Source organism: Wolbachia endosymbiont of Zygogramma bicolorata, assembly GCF_051130665.1.
GTDB lineage: Bacteria > Pseudomonadota > Alphaproteobacteria > Rickettsiales > Anaplasmataceae > Wolbachia.
Window position 1 is genome coordinate 1,296,176 of the sequence record NZ_CP149530.1, and the last position, 14,778, is coordinate 1,310,953.

8 protein-coding genes and 1 tRNA gene are annotated in these 14,778 nt (G+C 36.0%); 7 read left to right on the forward strand and 2 right to left on the reverse strand.

The features are described from left to right. Window positions 1-103 precede the first annotated feature (103 nt). On the reverse strand, window positions 104-1,555 hold the full coding sequence (locus tag WKH12_RS06120; RefSeq protein WP_434732263.1) for a replicative DNA helicase: 1,452 nt from the start codon (window positions 1,553-1,555) through the stop codon (window positions 104-106). A gap of 107 nt (window positions 1,556-1,662) precedes the next feature. On the opposite strand from WKH12_RS06120, the gene WKH12_RS06125 reads away from it, so the two are divergent. Together WKH12_RS06125 and WKH12_RS06130 are read left to right on the forward strand one after the other, a co-directional pair. Continuing rightward, window positions 1,663-1,745, forward strand: a tRNA-Leu gene (locus WKH12_RS06125). A gap of 24 nt (window positions 1,746-1,769) precedes the next feature. Continuing rightward, window positions 1,770-2,366, forward strand: a complete 597-nt coding sequence (locus WKH12_RS06130) for an RDD family protein (protein WP_434732264.1) — start codon at window positions 1,770-1,772, stop codon at window positions 2,364-2,366. Between the two features lie 33 nt (window positions 2,367-2,399). Here WKH12_RS06130 and WKH12_RS06135 read toward each other — a convergent pair whose 3' ends face one another. Next, the gene (locus WKH12_RS06135; protein ID WP_265016662.1) at window positions 2,400-3,935 is read right to left on the reverse strand and encodes a lysine--tRNA ligase; all 1,536 of its coding nucleotides are present in this window, start codon (window positions 3,933-3,935) and stop codon (window positions 2,400-2,402) included. A 116-nt stretch (window positions 3,936-4,051) separates the two neighbouring features. Between WKH12_RS06135 and WKH12_RS06140 the strand changes: the two genes are divergently transcribed. Genes WKH12_RS06140 through WKH12_RS06160 form a run of 5 tightly spaced genes read left to right on the forward strand, consistent with a single transcriptional unit; the run spans window position 4,052 to window position 14,764 of the window. Beyond that, on the forward strand, window positions 4,052-4,348 hold the full coding sequence (locus tag WKH12_RS06140) for a type IV secretion system protein VirB3 (RefSeq protein WP_253307377.1): 297 nt from the start codon (window positions 4,052-4,054) through the stop codon (window positions 4,346-4,348). Window positions 4,349-4,357: 9 nt separating this feature from the next. Further along, window positions 4,358-6,763: a VirB4 family type IV secretion/conjugal transfer ATPase gene (locus WKH12_RS06145; protein WP_434732667.1), complete on the forward strand. Its 2,406-nt coding sequence runs from the start codon at window positions 4,358-4,360 to the stop codon at window positions 6,761-6,763. Further along, the gene (locus WKH12_RS06150) at window positions 6,756-9,296 is read left to right on the forward strand and encodes a TrbL/VirB6 family protein (protein ID WP_434732265.1); all 2,541 of its coding nucleotides are present in this window, start codon (window positions 6,756-6,758) and stop codon (window positions 9,294-9,296) included. The genes WKH12_RS06145 and WKH12_RS06150 overlap by 8 nt, the downstream gene beginning before the upstream one ends. Window positions 9,297-9,329: 33 nt before the next feature. Beyond that, complete coding sequence (locus WKH12_RS06155) at window positions 9,330-11,741, forward strand: TrbL/VirB6 family protein (protein ID WP_434732266.1); 2,412 nt, start codon at window positions 9,330-9,332, stop codon at window positions 11,739-11,741. Further along, window positions 11,738-14,764 (forward strand): TrbL/VirB6 family protein, encoded by a 3,027-nt coding sequence (locus WKH12_RS06160; protein WP_434732267.1) that lies wholly within the window; start codon window positions 11,738-11,740, stop codon window positions 14,762-14,764. The genes WKH12_RS06155 and WKH12_RS06160 overlap by 4 nt, the downstream gene beginning before the upstream one ends. The last annotated feature ends 14 nt before the right edge of the window (window positions 14,765-14,778 follow it).

The following is a 14,778-nucleotide window of genomic DNA, read 5'->3' on the forward strand; positions in this document are numbered from 1 at the left end:
TATGTTAAATGAGTTTAACATCAATTAAGAAGTAAAGTCAAGTTAATTTTGATACGATAAGATATAAGCTAGTAAATTTAGAAATAAGAAGATTGCTGCCAAGCTACACACTATGCCTCTCCGTGTAATCTTTAAACGAACCTCTGTTAGAGTCAAAATATAGCTTCACACTGCCAATTGGCCCATTTCTCTGCTTTGCAATAACAAGCTCTGCAATATTTCTAATTTTTTCCATTTTTTCTTGCCACTCTCGATGTTTATTGCTTCCTTCACTTGGTTGCTTTCTCAATTCGTAGTATTCTTCTCTATAGAGAAACATTACTATATCTGCGTCTTGCTCTATGCTTCCTGAATCACGTAAATCAGAAAGTTGTGGTTTTTTATCATCCCTCTGCTCAACAGAACGAGAGAGCTGAGATAGTGCAACAACGGGAATATTCAGCTCTTTTGCAATTGCTTTCAAACCCTGCGTCACTTCCGAGATTTCTTGTACTCTATTTTCATTACTTCTTTTTGTTGTTCCTCTGATTAGCTGCAAATAATCAATGAATACCACTTCTACATTATATAATTGATACAGCAAGCGTATTCTGGTGCGAAGGGCACTAATTGATAGCGCAGGGGTGTCATCTATGATGAAAGGCAGTTCAGATAATTCTGTACTAGCATTGATAAATTCATGCAATTCAAAATCACTAATTCTCCCGGTTAATGCCTTATAATAACTAATCCCTGAATCTATAGTGATCAGCCTTGCGGTTAATTGTTCTGCTGACATTTCAAGTGAGAAAAACGCTACATAGTGTTGTTTATCTGCTCTTTTTTGCAACATCTTACAAGCATTAAGTGCGATGTTTAGCGCCAGTGCTGTCTTACCCATAGAAGGCCTTGCAGCTAAAATTAATAAATCAGATTTTTGTAGGCCACCAAGAAGCTGATTTAGATCTTGAAGTCCGGTTGTAACGCCCAGCGCTTCTGGATTATTTTTCAGTGTGCTGATCTTCTCAACTACGTCTTTAATTGAACTTGCAAGTTTTATATATGTTTTCTCACCTTGTTTTTTTACTGCTAAGTTGAACAATTTTGTCATTGCTTGTTCAATTTGCGCCTGTGCAGGATTTTCAATATCGTAGTTGTAGCTATCACCAACTATTTCTTGCCCGAGCTTAATTAAACATCTCCTTAAGTAAGTATCACGGATTATTCTAGTCAAACTATAGATATCAAGTGCAATACTTGCCTTTGCTGCAAGCTTTGCTAAGTACTCTACCCCACCACACTCGGTAAACGCTTGGTCGTTCTCAAAAAACATTTTGAGGCTTAGTTCATTGGCAACTATACCGTGTTTCCTGGTTTTGGATATCTGCGTAAAAATACTTTGATGTAATGGATCATAGAACTTTTCTGCTGTGATTGTGTCTTCAACTGCATCACAGATTCTATTATCACGAATCATTGCACCAATAAGCATCTGTTCAGCTTCTAAATTATGCGGTAATTTACATATTTCCTTATCTACACTTCTTGAACTGAGGAGACTAGCTAATTCATTCATTTTAAGTTTTGAGAGTAACTGTTGATTATTGTAGAATATTTAGTCCTCATTTGAAAGACATATAAAATTTGACTAATTCCGTGTTGCCTATAGCATTAAAACTTAATGCCCCTGTGGTGGAATGGTAGACACGGCAGACTCAAAATCTGTTGCTTGCAAAAGCATGCTGGTTCAAGTCCGGCCAGGGGCACGTTAAATATTGGAAAGTATATATATGTTACATAAATTTTTTAATCGTTTATTTTCTATTTTTTCTTCTATAAATGTTATTCAAAAGGTAAAGAAAGATGAAAATGGGATATGTTATGTAACAGGACTTAGGCGCTATATATCAGTATTGCTTGATTTGATTATTATCGTTTTGTTCTTGCAGTTTTGCAGCCAAGCCTTAAATAAGCTCTTTATGAACTCAGAGGATAGCAAAATATTAAGTCAAATTGCTGCAAAATACCAAATGCAAGCGCCACTGTCTGCAGAAGAAAAGACAACGCAGAGTAAACTTATAAAATTACAAATCCTAAATCAAATAGTCCAATGCATTATGCTCTTTTGCTATGTAACATATATGTGGGTAAGGTTTGCTGCTACACCTGGAAAACTATTACTTGGGCTTAGAGTTGTGGATGCACAAACTTTCGAAAAGATGACCCTAAGACAAGCAACAAAGAGATTTTTTTCCTTTATATTGTCAGCTGCACCATTATTCTTGGGCTTTTTATGGTCAAATTTCAACAAACGCTGTCAAACTTGGCACGACAAGATCGCAGGCACAGTGGTTGTCACGAGTAAAAGCCTTAGAAGGCAGAACTAAAAACTAAAGAGCTCAAATGAAAGAAGGTAAACTCTAAAGTATACATTTAGTAGCGCTTTCTATGAGAGAAATCGTATTATCTATTCCATAAAGCTTTATGAAAGATCCCATTCTTGGACCGGTTTTTTGGCCAAGTAACGTTTCATATAATAGCTGAAACCAGTCACGTAAGTTGGTATAATCATATTTTTTTCCAATAGAAAATACCTGAGATTGAATTTCTTCAGCAGTAACAGTTGTAGATAGAGAATGTAAAGTGTCCTTCAAATCTAGTAACGCTTCTTTCTCTTTTGCATTTGGAGTTTTATATGATTTTGTTGGTTTGATAAAATCGTGGTAATACTTTACTGCAAAGTCTGAAAGTCTATCGAGCATTTTATTATTTTCTGGTGTGACGCTTGGTGCATAAGTGGATATAAAACCCCAGAGAATCTCTTTGTTTTCAGCGTTACAAGCCGCCGCTAGGTTTAAAAGTAGCGTAAAATTTATACCTGAAGTTTCTATACTGGGAACTTCACCTTGATGAATATGCCATGCAGGATTATTTATATCTTTTTCTTTACTCTCATTATAGCACCTTACAAACTCTAGATACTCATCGGTTGATTTTGGTATCACATCAAAATATAAACGTTTAGCTTTTTTAGGGCTCTGAAAAATATACAGTGATAAACTCTCCGTTGGTGCGTAAGTTAGCCACTCTTCAATCGAAATGCCATTTCCTCTTGATTTTGATATTTTCTTTCCTTCTTTATCAAGGAAAAGCTCGTAGCAAAACAGAAGTGGTGGCTTTTCTCCAAGTATTTCACATATTTGACTTGAAAGCACAGCAGATGGAGTTAAATCTTTTCCGTGAGCTTCATAATTTACTCCAAATGCGGCCCACCTCATTCCCCAATCAGGTTTCCATTGCAGTTTACATTTTCCTTTTGTCACTGGAACTTCTATTTTTTCCCCGTTTGGGTCTTCATACGTGATTGTTCCTTTATCTGTATTTGTTTCAATTACTGGAACTTGTAAAACTTGGGAAGTTTTTGGGCATATCGGCAAGAATGGACTGTAAGTCTGCTGCCTTTCTTCCCGAAATGATGGAAGCATTACGTCCATCACTTTATCATAATTTTTCAGCAGGAGTAAAAGTTTTTCATCGTAAACGCCAGATTTATAACACTCTGTTGCACTCCTAAATTCGTATTCAAATTCAAACAAATCAAGAAATTTACACAACAACGAATTCATGTGATGACCATAACTCTCATGAGTGCCAAATGGATCGGGTATCATAGTCAATGGTTTATTTAAGTGCTCCCTTAGCATCTCTTGATTTGGCACATTATCTGGTATTTTTCGCAAACCATCCATATCATCTGAAACTGCAATGATTTTGGTTTTTATACCAGGAGCTATTTTTTTTAATGCATTTACAACAACTGTAGTGCGGAAAACCTCTCCAAAGGTTCCTATGTGGGGTAAACCAGAGGGTCCATAACCAGTTTCAAATATTATTTCTTTTTTATTAGGAAACTCTTGCAATATTTTTTCTGCTTCTTGAAATGGCCAACTTGTCATTATCTGGGTTAAATTATTAATCAATGTATCTTAACTTAAAGTGCTACTAGTTTCAATGGATTTTTAATATAATGATATAGTATTAGTGTTAGAGCTATTATTAGAAGGTTAAAGATATGTCCACAGGTAGTATACAAACAGATCAATTATTTAAAGGTCTTACAAGACCTGCAATGCTCTTTGGTGTGAGTTATATGTTTGCAATATTAAACGTTCTGATTTGCCTGCTAATTTTCATTAATTCAAATGATTTGAGAGTGATTCTCTTAATGTTACCAGGTATACATGGACTTGGCTATATAGCTTCTGCAAAAGAACCTTTGTTTATTGAATTATTTATGGTAAAATTAGGAAAGTGCTCGAAATGTTTAAATCGTTTTTATCATGGAGCCAATTCTTATGATATTGCTTAATGTTGTGTGATGCTGAGGTTTAGGGCTATTCAATCAAAGAGTAAATCTACTCTGAGCAGGGAAGTTCACGCTGCTGAATTTATTCCTTATTCTTGCTATTGGAATAGCACAACCTTGATGACAAAAGAAAATTGGTTGGTTAAGGTTATAAAATTAAGTGGCTTTGCATTTGAAACCGCCGATGACGAGGATTTAGTAATACAAAATAATATCAGGAATCAGATGCTCAGAAGCATTTCATCTCCGGCATTTAGTTTGTATTTTCATACTATCAGACGTAAAAAAAATATTTTTTCTGATGAATTTGCAAGTCAAGGTTTGCCGAATTTTTTCGCTAATCACGTAAATCTAAAATGGAGAGAAAAACACGCAACAAGGCAATCATTTATTAATGACCTATACATTACGATTATCCGTAGAGCAGACACAAAAGGAGTAGAATTTTTGTCATATCTACTAAAAAAATTCGGACATGTAACTTCAAAACATGCTTGGGAAAGTGATATGCGTGCCACGTATGAAGATTTAGAGGAAACGACAAATCGTGTAGTGACAAGCCTTAGAAATTATTCGCCTAAAATTCTTGGAGTAAAAGAAACTCCAGATGGTTTATTCTGCGAAATAATGGAGTTTCTATCTAGAATCGTAAATTGTGGCTTCGTTACAAATACGCTTTTTCCGCTAAGAACTGAAATATCAAGATACTTACCAGTACATAGGTTATTCTTTGGCCGTAAGATGATACAGGTTGTGACTCATAATGAGAGTAAATATGCTGGAGTAGTTAGTATCAAAGAATATGGAAATCATACTTCTGCAGGAATGCTTGATTCGTTTTTACAACTTCCTTACGAGTTTATAATTACGCAATCTTTTCAATTTATAAACAGGCAAATGGCGATTGGAAAAATGCAGATACAGCAAAATCGAATGATACAGTCTGCAGATAAAGCTATTTCTCAAATAGCAGAAATTTCTCAAGCGCTTGATGACGCAATGAGTGGTAAGATTGCATTTGGTCAACATCACCTGACTATTTTATGTATAGAAAAAAGTCCTAAATCATTGGATAACGCTCTGTCGTTGGTAGAATCAGAGCTTTCTAATTGCGGTGTTTACCCTGTCTGTGAGAGAGTTAACCTTGAACCAGCATTTTGGGCGCAAATTCCTGGTAATTTCGATTATATAGTGAGAAAAGCTACAATAAGTAGTCTTAATTTGGCTGGATTTGCATCTCAACATAATTATCCTACTGGTAATAAATTCAATAACCACTGGGGAGATGCCGTTACAGTTTTCGACACGACATCTGGTACTCCATTTTTTTTCAACTTTCATATAAGGGATGTTGGACACACTATGATAATTGGCCCAACTGGTGCTGGTAAAACTGTTTTAATGAATTTCTTATGTGCTCAAGCGATAAAATTTTCTCCAAGGATATTCTTTTTTGACAAAGATCGCGGTGCAGAGATTTTCTTAAGAGCACTTGGTGGTATCTATACTGTAATAGAACCAAGAACTAAAACAAATTTTAATCCTTTGCAACTTGATGACACCTCTGATAATAGAACATTTTTAATGGAGTGGATAAAGTCTTTAATTTCGGTATATAATGATAAATTTACTTCAGAAGATATTGCACGAATTAATGATGCAATTGAAGGAAATTTTAAATTAAGAAAAGAAGACAGGTTCTTGAGAAACCTTGTACCGTTTTTAGGACTTGCAGGTCCTGATACTCTAGCTGGGGCAATATCTATGTGGCATGATAATGGTTCTCATGCTGCAATATTTGACAATAAAGAAGATTTGCTAGATTTTTCACGAGCAAGAGTATTTGGTTTTGAGATGGCTAGCTTGCTCAAAGATCCTGTTGCCCTTGGACCAGTATTGATTTATTTATTTCATAGGATTAGTATATCTCTTGATGGCACTCCATCTATTATCGTTCTTGATGAGGCATGGGCATTAATAGATAATCCAGTTTTTGCACCCAAGATAAAAGACTGGTTGAAGGTACTGAGAAAACTAAATGCTTTTGTGATTTTTGCTACTCAGAGTGTTGAGGATGCAAGTAAAAGTGCTATTAGCGATACGCTTGTACAACAAACAGCGACACAGATTTTTTTACCAAATCTGAAAGCTACTAGTGTCTATCGGGATGTTTTTATGTTAACTGAACGTGAATATATATTAATTAAGCACACAGATCCGAGTACTAGATTCTTTTTGGTGAAACAAGGAGTTAATGCTGTGGTAGCTAGAATAGACTTAAAAGACTTAGATGATATAATCAACGTATTATCCGGACGTGCAGAAAGTGTTCTATTGTTACACGATATATTAAATGAAGTTGGGGACAACCCAAAAGTATGGTTGCCTATATTTTATCAGAAGGTAAAAAATGTTTAAGACTAAGCTGTCATTGCTATTAATTGCGATATTTTTACTAAATATAGACTTTTTACTCTCATATCCAGTGCTTGCAGATGGAGTAAGTGGTACTGACAAGACAGAATTTGTTAGCAGATTTAATTCCACTGGCAGCTTCAGTCGTGCCTCTAATCCCGATTGTGGGGCGTTTAAAACAGCTGCAGCACTTGCTGGAATAGCGATTGCTGTTGGCGCAATATTTACTGGCATTGTCTTAATCGTCTCTTCTGCTGGTTTGTTTACCGCTCTTGTTATTGTTGGAATGATAGCTGCAATTGTTGGAGTCTGGAAAGCAATAGGGGGGCTTGTTGTTTGTGAACATAGTTTTGTTAAACACCCAGTTGCACGTGGTCATGATGGAAAATACAAAAATTTTAAAGAAGACACAGGTTATAGTGGCTGCACCAATAAAAATTACCAAACAGAAGATGAATATTTTTCTTGTTTGCAAGATAAAGCTCGGGAAGACGTGAACAAAAAAGACTATGACGGGAAAAGAGCAGAAAAAGAATCCTTAAATTCTAACGTTCAGGAGAGTACAGAAAGTTATTACTGGCCAAAAAACGGTGTGCAATACAGTGAATATATAGAAATATGTCATCGAAATCCTTTAACTTTTGGTAATCTTTTTAACAAGAAAGACTTTGATTCCAGAGAAAAACCTGGATACATAGACTTTGATGTAAGGGAAAAAGATACTGGATATGTAGATGGGTCATGGTCCCCGACGGTCGATGGTGAGCTGAAATGTAAAGTTCTTAAAGCTGGGCAAAGCGAAACCATACATGGGTCAACATTTAAAGCAGTAAGAAAAATGGGCAGGTTGTGTGTGGAGCTGGGAAGTGTGAGCATGCTTGGTATCGAAATGACTCCTTGGCCGCAAGGGGTTGATATGGGGTGCACGGAATTGCCACCTGACCCACTTGCTCCTATGTGTGAAAAATCTATGATGATTTTCAAGGATAAGGCCAGTGTTAATACTGATAAGCCAATAGAAATTGATCCCAAGAAAGATTACAAAACTCTGATAAGGGAAACGGAAGAAAAAGGAAAAGTTTTTGTAGGTTATGATAATGCTGGCTGTTTTAGCTCGTATGTCTCTGAAGCTTGTTATAACCAGGCAGGGAGTAAATCATTAGCTCCTATTCCCGTGACTTCTATGATAGTGCAATGCATTAAGGAATCGTTAGATAATTTAGTTGCAGGTATTGATTCAAGTGGCAGCCCACTTAAGGATAAAGATAGACATAACAAGGGCAGTTTCTTATCTGTAGCACAAAAGAGGTTGAAAAACACTGTAACTGCTGTTTTGGTTCTAGCTTTAATACTGTTTTCTATAAAAGCCATGTCTGGCGGAGTGCGTAGTCCACAAGAAATGTACATGTTGATCATTAAATTCGCTTTAGTGATTTACTTTGCAACAGGTAGTGGCATGCAACAGGGCTATGAGTATTTGACAAAACTTTCTAATGGGCTGTCAGAAATAGTATTGAAGGCATCATCTGAAAGTAAAGGTATATGTAATTATGAAGCAGGTAGGGATTATGAATACATGCGTCATGGGAAGAAAATATCTTACAGCTACCTTGCACCTTGGGATAGGCTTGATTGCAGAATTTTATTTTATTTAGGTGCCCCTTTAGATGGAATTGGTGGCAAAATTGGTACTGGAGGTGTTGCAACGTTAGCGGTCTTGCTTGGCGCTGCTCCTGTCTTGTTAGTTGCAGGTTCGGTGATTGGTATTATTTTCGCTGGTGGACAAATTTTAGTAGCTCTTGTCTGTATATTTATGGCCGTTCTGATGATGATGGTTATTTTGTGGCTGTGCTATGTATTTATTTTATCTCTAGTTGCTTTAAGTGTAATTGTTATTCTATCACCTTTGTTTATTCCTATGGTTTTATTCCAACACACCAAAGGATATTTTGACGGCTGGGTGAAAGAGTTGATTACCTATAGCTTATACCCGGTTATCCTTTTTGCGTTTTTGTCCTTTATGTTCATAGCATGTGATAAAATATATTTTAAAAATTTGAAATTTGAATCGGATAAGCTATATGAAAAGAAACAAGCAGAAACCTCAGATAGTAAGAAAAAACAGTGGTTCAAATTGAAGGATGGTGAATGTGATAAAAATGAAACTACTCTTGCATGTATGATGCAAAATTATAGCTTTAAAAAGAGCAACATACTTGGTCTATTCTACTTTACATACATGGAGTTTGGCAGCTCTCTCATCGGAGAGTTATTAAAGTTGTGTCTAGTGTTATTCCTCTTTTACCACTTTTTAAACATTCTTCCTAACATGGCTGCTGAACTTGCTGGTAACCATAGAGCATTACTCGGTTCTGGTAGTACACCTGGACAAATGGTGGGCAAAGCTTTATCTGCTGCCAAAGCCGCTGCTGGAGGTGTTGGTCAAGCTGCTGCTGCGGCTGTCAAGAAGGCAAGAGGTAGTGCTGGTGGAGGAGGTGGAGATAGTGGTAAAGGTTCCAGCGAAAAGATTAACTAAGGTGGCGGTGATGCTAGTTAAGGTAAGTAACAGATGCTTAAACGTTTAAGTAACCAAAACTTGGGTAAGCTATGCATAAGTTTTGTGGTACTTTTTTTATTGTCTGGATGCGGGGAGGATCACTGTATTAAGCCAGAAAATTTATCAGGTTTGCGTGAAAAACTAGATATAGTGTCAACAGAGCAGAAGTGGGTTGATTCTGGTGTTTACATCTCAGATGGGATAAGAAGCGTAACAGAGATTAATATAGTGCCTAGTAAGGTTAATTTTTGTCCTAAGCAGTATGCAGATTTTGCAATTAGGCCTGGGAGAAATGACGTTACATTACCATTTGCACTTAAAAAAGACGATACGATAAGCTTTAGTGTTATTGGAAGTAAAGTGTGTAAAGATAAAGAGAGTGAGACAAAAATCAGGTATGTGAAAATCGATGAAAAGTGTAGCGAGCAAGAAACGGAACATTTTGCACATGTTTTAAATCAAGAAGAATGTCAAGGTAGTATTCAAGATGGAATATGTCCTAATAAATATATAATAGGCGATGCGCAATGGTTGAATGGAAAAGAGTACTGGGATTCAGATTTTTCGAAGTTAGATCAAGATGAAAAAAAGATTAAAAATTTCATCAATTCTATAAAACAAGAAGGGGGAAATATAGACTGCAGGGGGCTTTCAAGTGATCAGAAAAGCAAAATAGATACGCGCATTTTGAATTTACTCTGCGGACGTATATGTAAATTTCCTTCCGACAGCGGAAACAAAGGTTGCGCATATATTGAATACAATAGTATAGAAGGTGAGATATTCAATGCTTTAAATTCTAGTGGTGAATCTGTTATTGCTGAAACTATTAGTAACGTATTAAAGGAAAAACAGGTAAAAACTGATATTACACTATTACGTGTTCACATGGATGGTGAAGGTTTTGAATACATTCCAACAGGTGGTATATGTACTAGTTGTGACCATCAGATAAGTAAAAACCATGCAATAGGCTCAGAGTTGATTTTTGCGTTAGGTGATGGTGGTGGCAAGGGCGGTTACAACATTAGGGTAACAAAAAACCATAGTCTGGAGAATAGCTTATATATAAGCGTCTCTGACAAACTTCCTGAACGTGAGCCTGACGAAACTCAGGGAGATATATCTGTGGATATTAGCCAAGTTCATGATACTGAGTACATGGAAGGCTTAAAAGAAAAGTTAAAAGACAAAACAGGCACCATATATTACGGAATAAGAGACCATGGCTGCGATTACAAAAATGAAGGTCAGTTTAGCATTAACCTCACAACTAAAGAGCCACCTACAAGAACTTTTAGTGCAATATATAATTTCTTTGATGAAAAAGTGAAAACTGCATTTTTTGGTTCTAGTTATAAAGACTCCAACGCGATTCACTCTGATACTAGTCCTGTAAAGCATCTTTACGAAAGTTTTCTAAAATCAAGCAAAACAAACACCATTAGATCTACGATAATATCGCTGTTAGTATTATACATAATCTTATATACCCTTTACTACTTTTTTGGATTAACTCATATTTCTATATATGAGTTTCTAATTATATGCGTAAAGATAGGAGTTATTACCCAGCTGCTGCAGGACAACAGTTGGAATTTTTTTTATAACAATGCATTTTCTATTTTTATTAACACCCCAAAACAGTTAATAGAAATAGCAAATTTCAGAGGCACTACTTCAAATGTTTTTGAGTTTCTTGATTTGCCGTTAAATAGATTTCTGTCATCGCATTCAGTATTGTTAATAGTATCTCTTATATTTTCTGGCCCTTTGGGCATTGTATCTTTTTGCTTGGTGATTTGGGGTTTAATCACAGTGAGCTTATCTATTTTTAATGCCTTATTTTCTTTTATTACATCTATAGCAATAGTTGCGTTATTGCTTTCTTTAGCACCTATTTTTATTATTTGTCTTTTATTTGCGTATACTAGGCAGATGTTTCACAACTGGGTTAAAAATTTAGCAAGATTTGCGATTCATCCAGTAGTGCTTTTAATTTTTATATCACTGATAAGTCAGGTTATGGATTATATCATATATTCAGTATTTGATTTTGAAGTCTGCTCTACGTGTATACTTAGTATTAACCTAAAGATTTTTAACCCTTGTATCTTCTATGGTTATGCTTCCAAATATACACCTAATATTACCGCTATGATGGCTTTTGTTATTTTGGGACACGCTATGAAAGCTTTAGTTAAAGCTTCTTCGGCAATATCTGACTCGTTGTTTGGTGCTTATGTGCAAAACGAACCTGGAAAAGAATATCAACAAAGCTTAATGGGAACAGTAGGGTTAGATGAACAAAGCGTTCAAAGAAGAGGAGGTACTTTTCAACAGTCAGGTGCGTCAAGACCTCAAATACCACAAGGGACTCAAAGGTCAACGCCTCAGATACCACAACCAGGAAGACAGCAATGATAAGTAAAAGATCACTATTATTGATACTGTGTCTTACAATCACTGGTTGTAACATGGATTGTGTCGAACCTGGGTTGCAAAGCAGAAACACCAGCGTTAATGTGGATGTTCCAGTTCATAAAGCCGATAAAATTCATTGGGTTGATTCTGGTCAGGTAATTAGTGAGGGTGAGGAAATCAAATTCACCCTCGATGGATCAGTAAATTTTTGCCCTCTTAAAGAAGGTAAAAATCCAAGGAAAGTACTTGTGCCAGCTAGCTTTTGTGCTGATGGCTCAGAACCAAATTATAGTAAAGCTGCAAATATTAACGATGTGCCTAATAATTATGGCGTTGATGAAAAAGGCGTAAATGAAAACGAATTGTGCGGCGGTAAAGGATTTGGCAGCAATAGACGTTATGTAGACACTGGAATAAAAGTAAGTCCTGGTGACAGGTTAAGCTTTAGCTTAGTTCCCAGAAAAATAACAATTGATTATGACAACCCAGGAGGGAAAGGTATCAGCTTTGATGACAATTGTTATAGAGCTGAAGAAGGAGGTGAAAAAGTGTCAGCAAGTGAAATATTGAATGTTAGCAAGCAAGAGGGAGAGGAATTTTTTTGTGAGGGCCAGGATGGAAAGAGAAATAAAATAAAATTTTTACCTCTTGATAAAACAAAAGCAAAGGAAAGCAAAGTGCTAGTTGGCAATGGGTATACCCCATATGACAATAAGGTACATTTTAATAAAGGTTATATTCAAGACAACGAACCATGGAGATATGGTTCGCTACTCGATTTACGCCGCGCTAAAATAGGATTGAATGAATTATGTAACGGAAAAAACTGTGATCTTAACGAGATAAAAAAGTACAGCTCTTATGAGCTTAACTGTTACTATCAGAATGTGTGCTATACTAAAGAGGGTATAAGTCGTCCGGGGAGTTGCGTCTCTTCTATAAGATACAACAAATATGATAGTAAAAACGGCGAATGTGATATGTATCCTCACCTTAAAGAGGTTGAAGATAGACTTGAGAAGATTAAGAAAAATAAAGGGGATCCCAAGCAGATTAACATTATTGATTTTGCATCAAACACTGAAGAAGATATTTCCTGGGCCGAAGCTCTCGTTGCAAAAATTAATGATCCTGACAAGTCTGACAAGGAAGAAGGTGGTACTGTGAGTAATCAATGTTTTCCAAAGGAAAAGGGTGCAGGCGAAAATGATAAGCGAGAAGGTTATGATTATGTGCGTAAGTGTTCAAAAACCAATGATAATTTTGAGGATTTTTCTTTAAGGTTGAACCATAATTATGAAGTAAATAAAGGTATAAAGTCCGGTAGTGATGTAATGCTTGCTATAGCAAGTAATGGCGAATACTACCTTCATAGAGGCGGATATCATGTTAAAGTAAGTAGATCATGTGAATACATTAATGGCGAAAAACTGTATGTGTATTTGGGTGATGAGCCACCTAAAGATTTGCATGGTGTGGGAACTAATGATTTCAAAGTGGTAGGAGTGAGAGAAAGAGTAGACGGAAAAGATGAGTACACTATATTAGATGTAATAAGCGGAAAACACTTTCAGAACGAAGAATCTAAGAAGATATATTTTGGTATTGATGTAAGCAACGTAGAGAGAGATGACATTACGGACAAAAATGGCAAATATCACGAAAACAATAAGTATAGTGTAACTTTATTTGTCAAAAGAAAAATTAATGATTTTATTTCATCAAATATAAACAAGATATTTGGTTTTATGAAAAAAGAAGTAATTGGTGACAGCGTTAAAGATTCATACAAAGGATATGCAAGAGGTCTTCTTCAAGGAGTAAGAGCTTTGCTTACTCTATACGTTATATTTACTGTCGTTGGCTATATGCTTGGAACAATACAGCTAAGTAAATTTGATTTCATTGTAAGAATGTTCAAGATAGCATTTATAGCTTTTGCCTTTAGCGATAGAAGCTGGGAACTTTTTGGTACAACTTTATCCAGACTTTTTATAGATGGTAGCACTTATTTAGTTGATAGCTTTTCTGGCTATATAGGGGAAGGGGGGGGGAAATTTGCATTCTTAGACTTAACAGCAGGAGTATTATTCACAGGAGAAACTTGGTTAAAGTTTTTATCGTTGATGCTCTCTGGTCCTTTTGGCTTTATTGCATTTTTGGCAATACTCTACGCTACTTTTGCGTTTTTAAAATGCATTATTAGCGCTACGTTTAAATATGTAATATCTACTGTTCTAGTAGCGTTTTTACTGTCATTAACACCTTTGTTTATCGTGTTTATTTTATTTCAACAGACTAAACCCTTGTTTGATAACTGGATAAAAACGCTGGCTCACGTTGCAGTACAACCAGTTATTTTATTTTCATCTTTATCTCTTTTAAATCAGTTGATGTATTCAGTTCTATACAATCTCACAAATTTTTCTGCATGCTATCAATGTTTAATTAGCGTAAATTTCTTATCGTATGATCTGTGCTTGATGAAATCAATACTGCCTCTTGGATACAGTCCTGGCACTAATGTTGATGTTGCACTCAGTACCGGAGAAAGGGCTGGTGGGCACTTTGCAGCGTTGCCCATAGATCTGATCCAAGCATTTATGTACTTAATTATTGCTAATGCAATGGAAGCTTTTGTTACTATATCAGAAACTATGGCACAAGCACTATTCAGCTCTGGTTGGGGAGTTGCTGGCAGTGTTGGTCAAGTTGCCACAAGCGCATCACAATCTATACTGTCGGCTGTTGGCCTTGATAATAACACCCAAGGTATGATACAGAACATTAGGCAACAAGTGGGTAAAGATCGGACGGAAGTTGACGTGAAGGATAATTCCATGAGCCCTAAATCTGAAATACCAGAACAATCAGGTAAGCAAGAAGGTCCTGATAAAAAGGAGAGGGGGAGCTCTAAACCTGAAGCACCAAAACAATCAGGTCAGCAAAAAAATCCTGATGAAACAATAAGAAGTGATCCTAGTGATAAAGCTAAAAACAAGGAAGGAAATGGAGAGAAGTAAGATATGAATGATGT

Coding starts and splice junctions, on each gene's coding strand:
- WKH12_RS06160 (WP_434732267.1), top strand. CDS start 11,738: ATGATAAGTAAAAGATCACTATTATTGATACTGTGTCTTACAATCACT.
- WKH12_RS06155 (WP_434732266.1), top strand. CDS start 9,330: ATGCTTAAACGTTTAAGTAACCAAAACTTGGGTAAGCTATGCATAAGT.
- WKH12_RS06145 (WP_434732667.1), top strand. CDS start 4,358: ATGCTGAGGTTTAGGGCTATTCAATCAAAGAGTAAATCTACTCTGAGC.
- WKH12_RS06120 (WP_434732263.1), bottom strand. CDS start 1,555: ATGAATGAATTAGCTAGTCTCCTCAGTTCAAGAAGTGTAGATAAGGAA.
- WKH12_RS06140 (WP_253307377.1), top strand. CDS start 4,052: ATGTCCACAGGTAGTATACAAACAGATCAATTATTTAAAGGTCTTACA.
- WKH12_RS06130 (WP_434732264.1), top strand. CDS start 1,770: ATGTTACATAAATTTTTTAATCGTTTATTTTCTATTTTTTCTTCTATA.
- WKH12_RS06150 (WP_434732265.1), top strand. CDS start 6,756: ATGTTTAAGACTAAGCTGTCATTGCTATTAATTGCGATATTTTTACTA.
- WKH12_RS06135 (WP_265016662.1), bottom strand. CDS start 3,935: ATGACAAGTTGGCCATTTCAAGAAGCAGAAAAAATATTGCAAGAGTTT.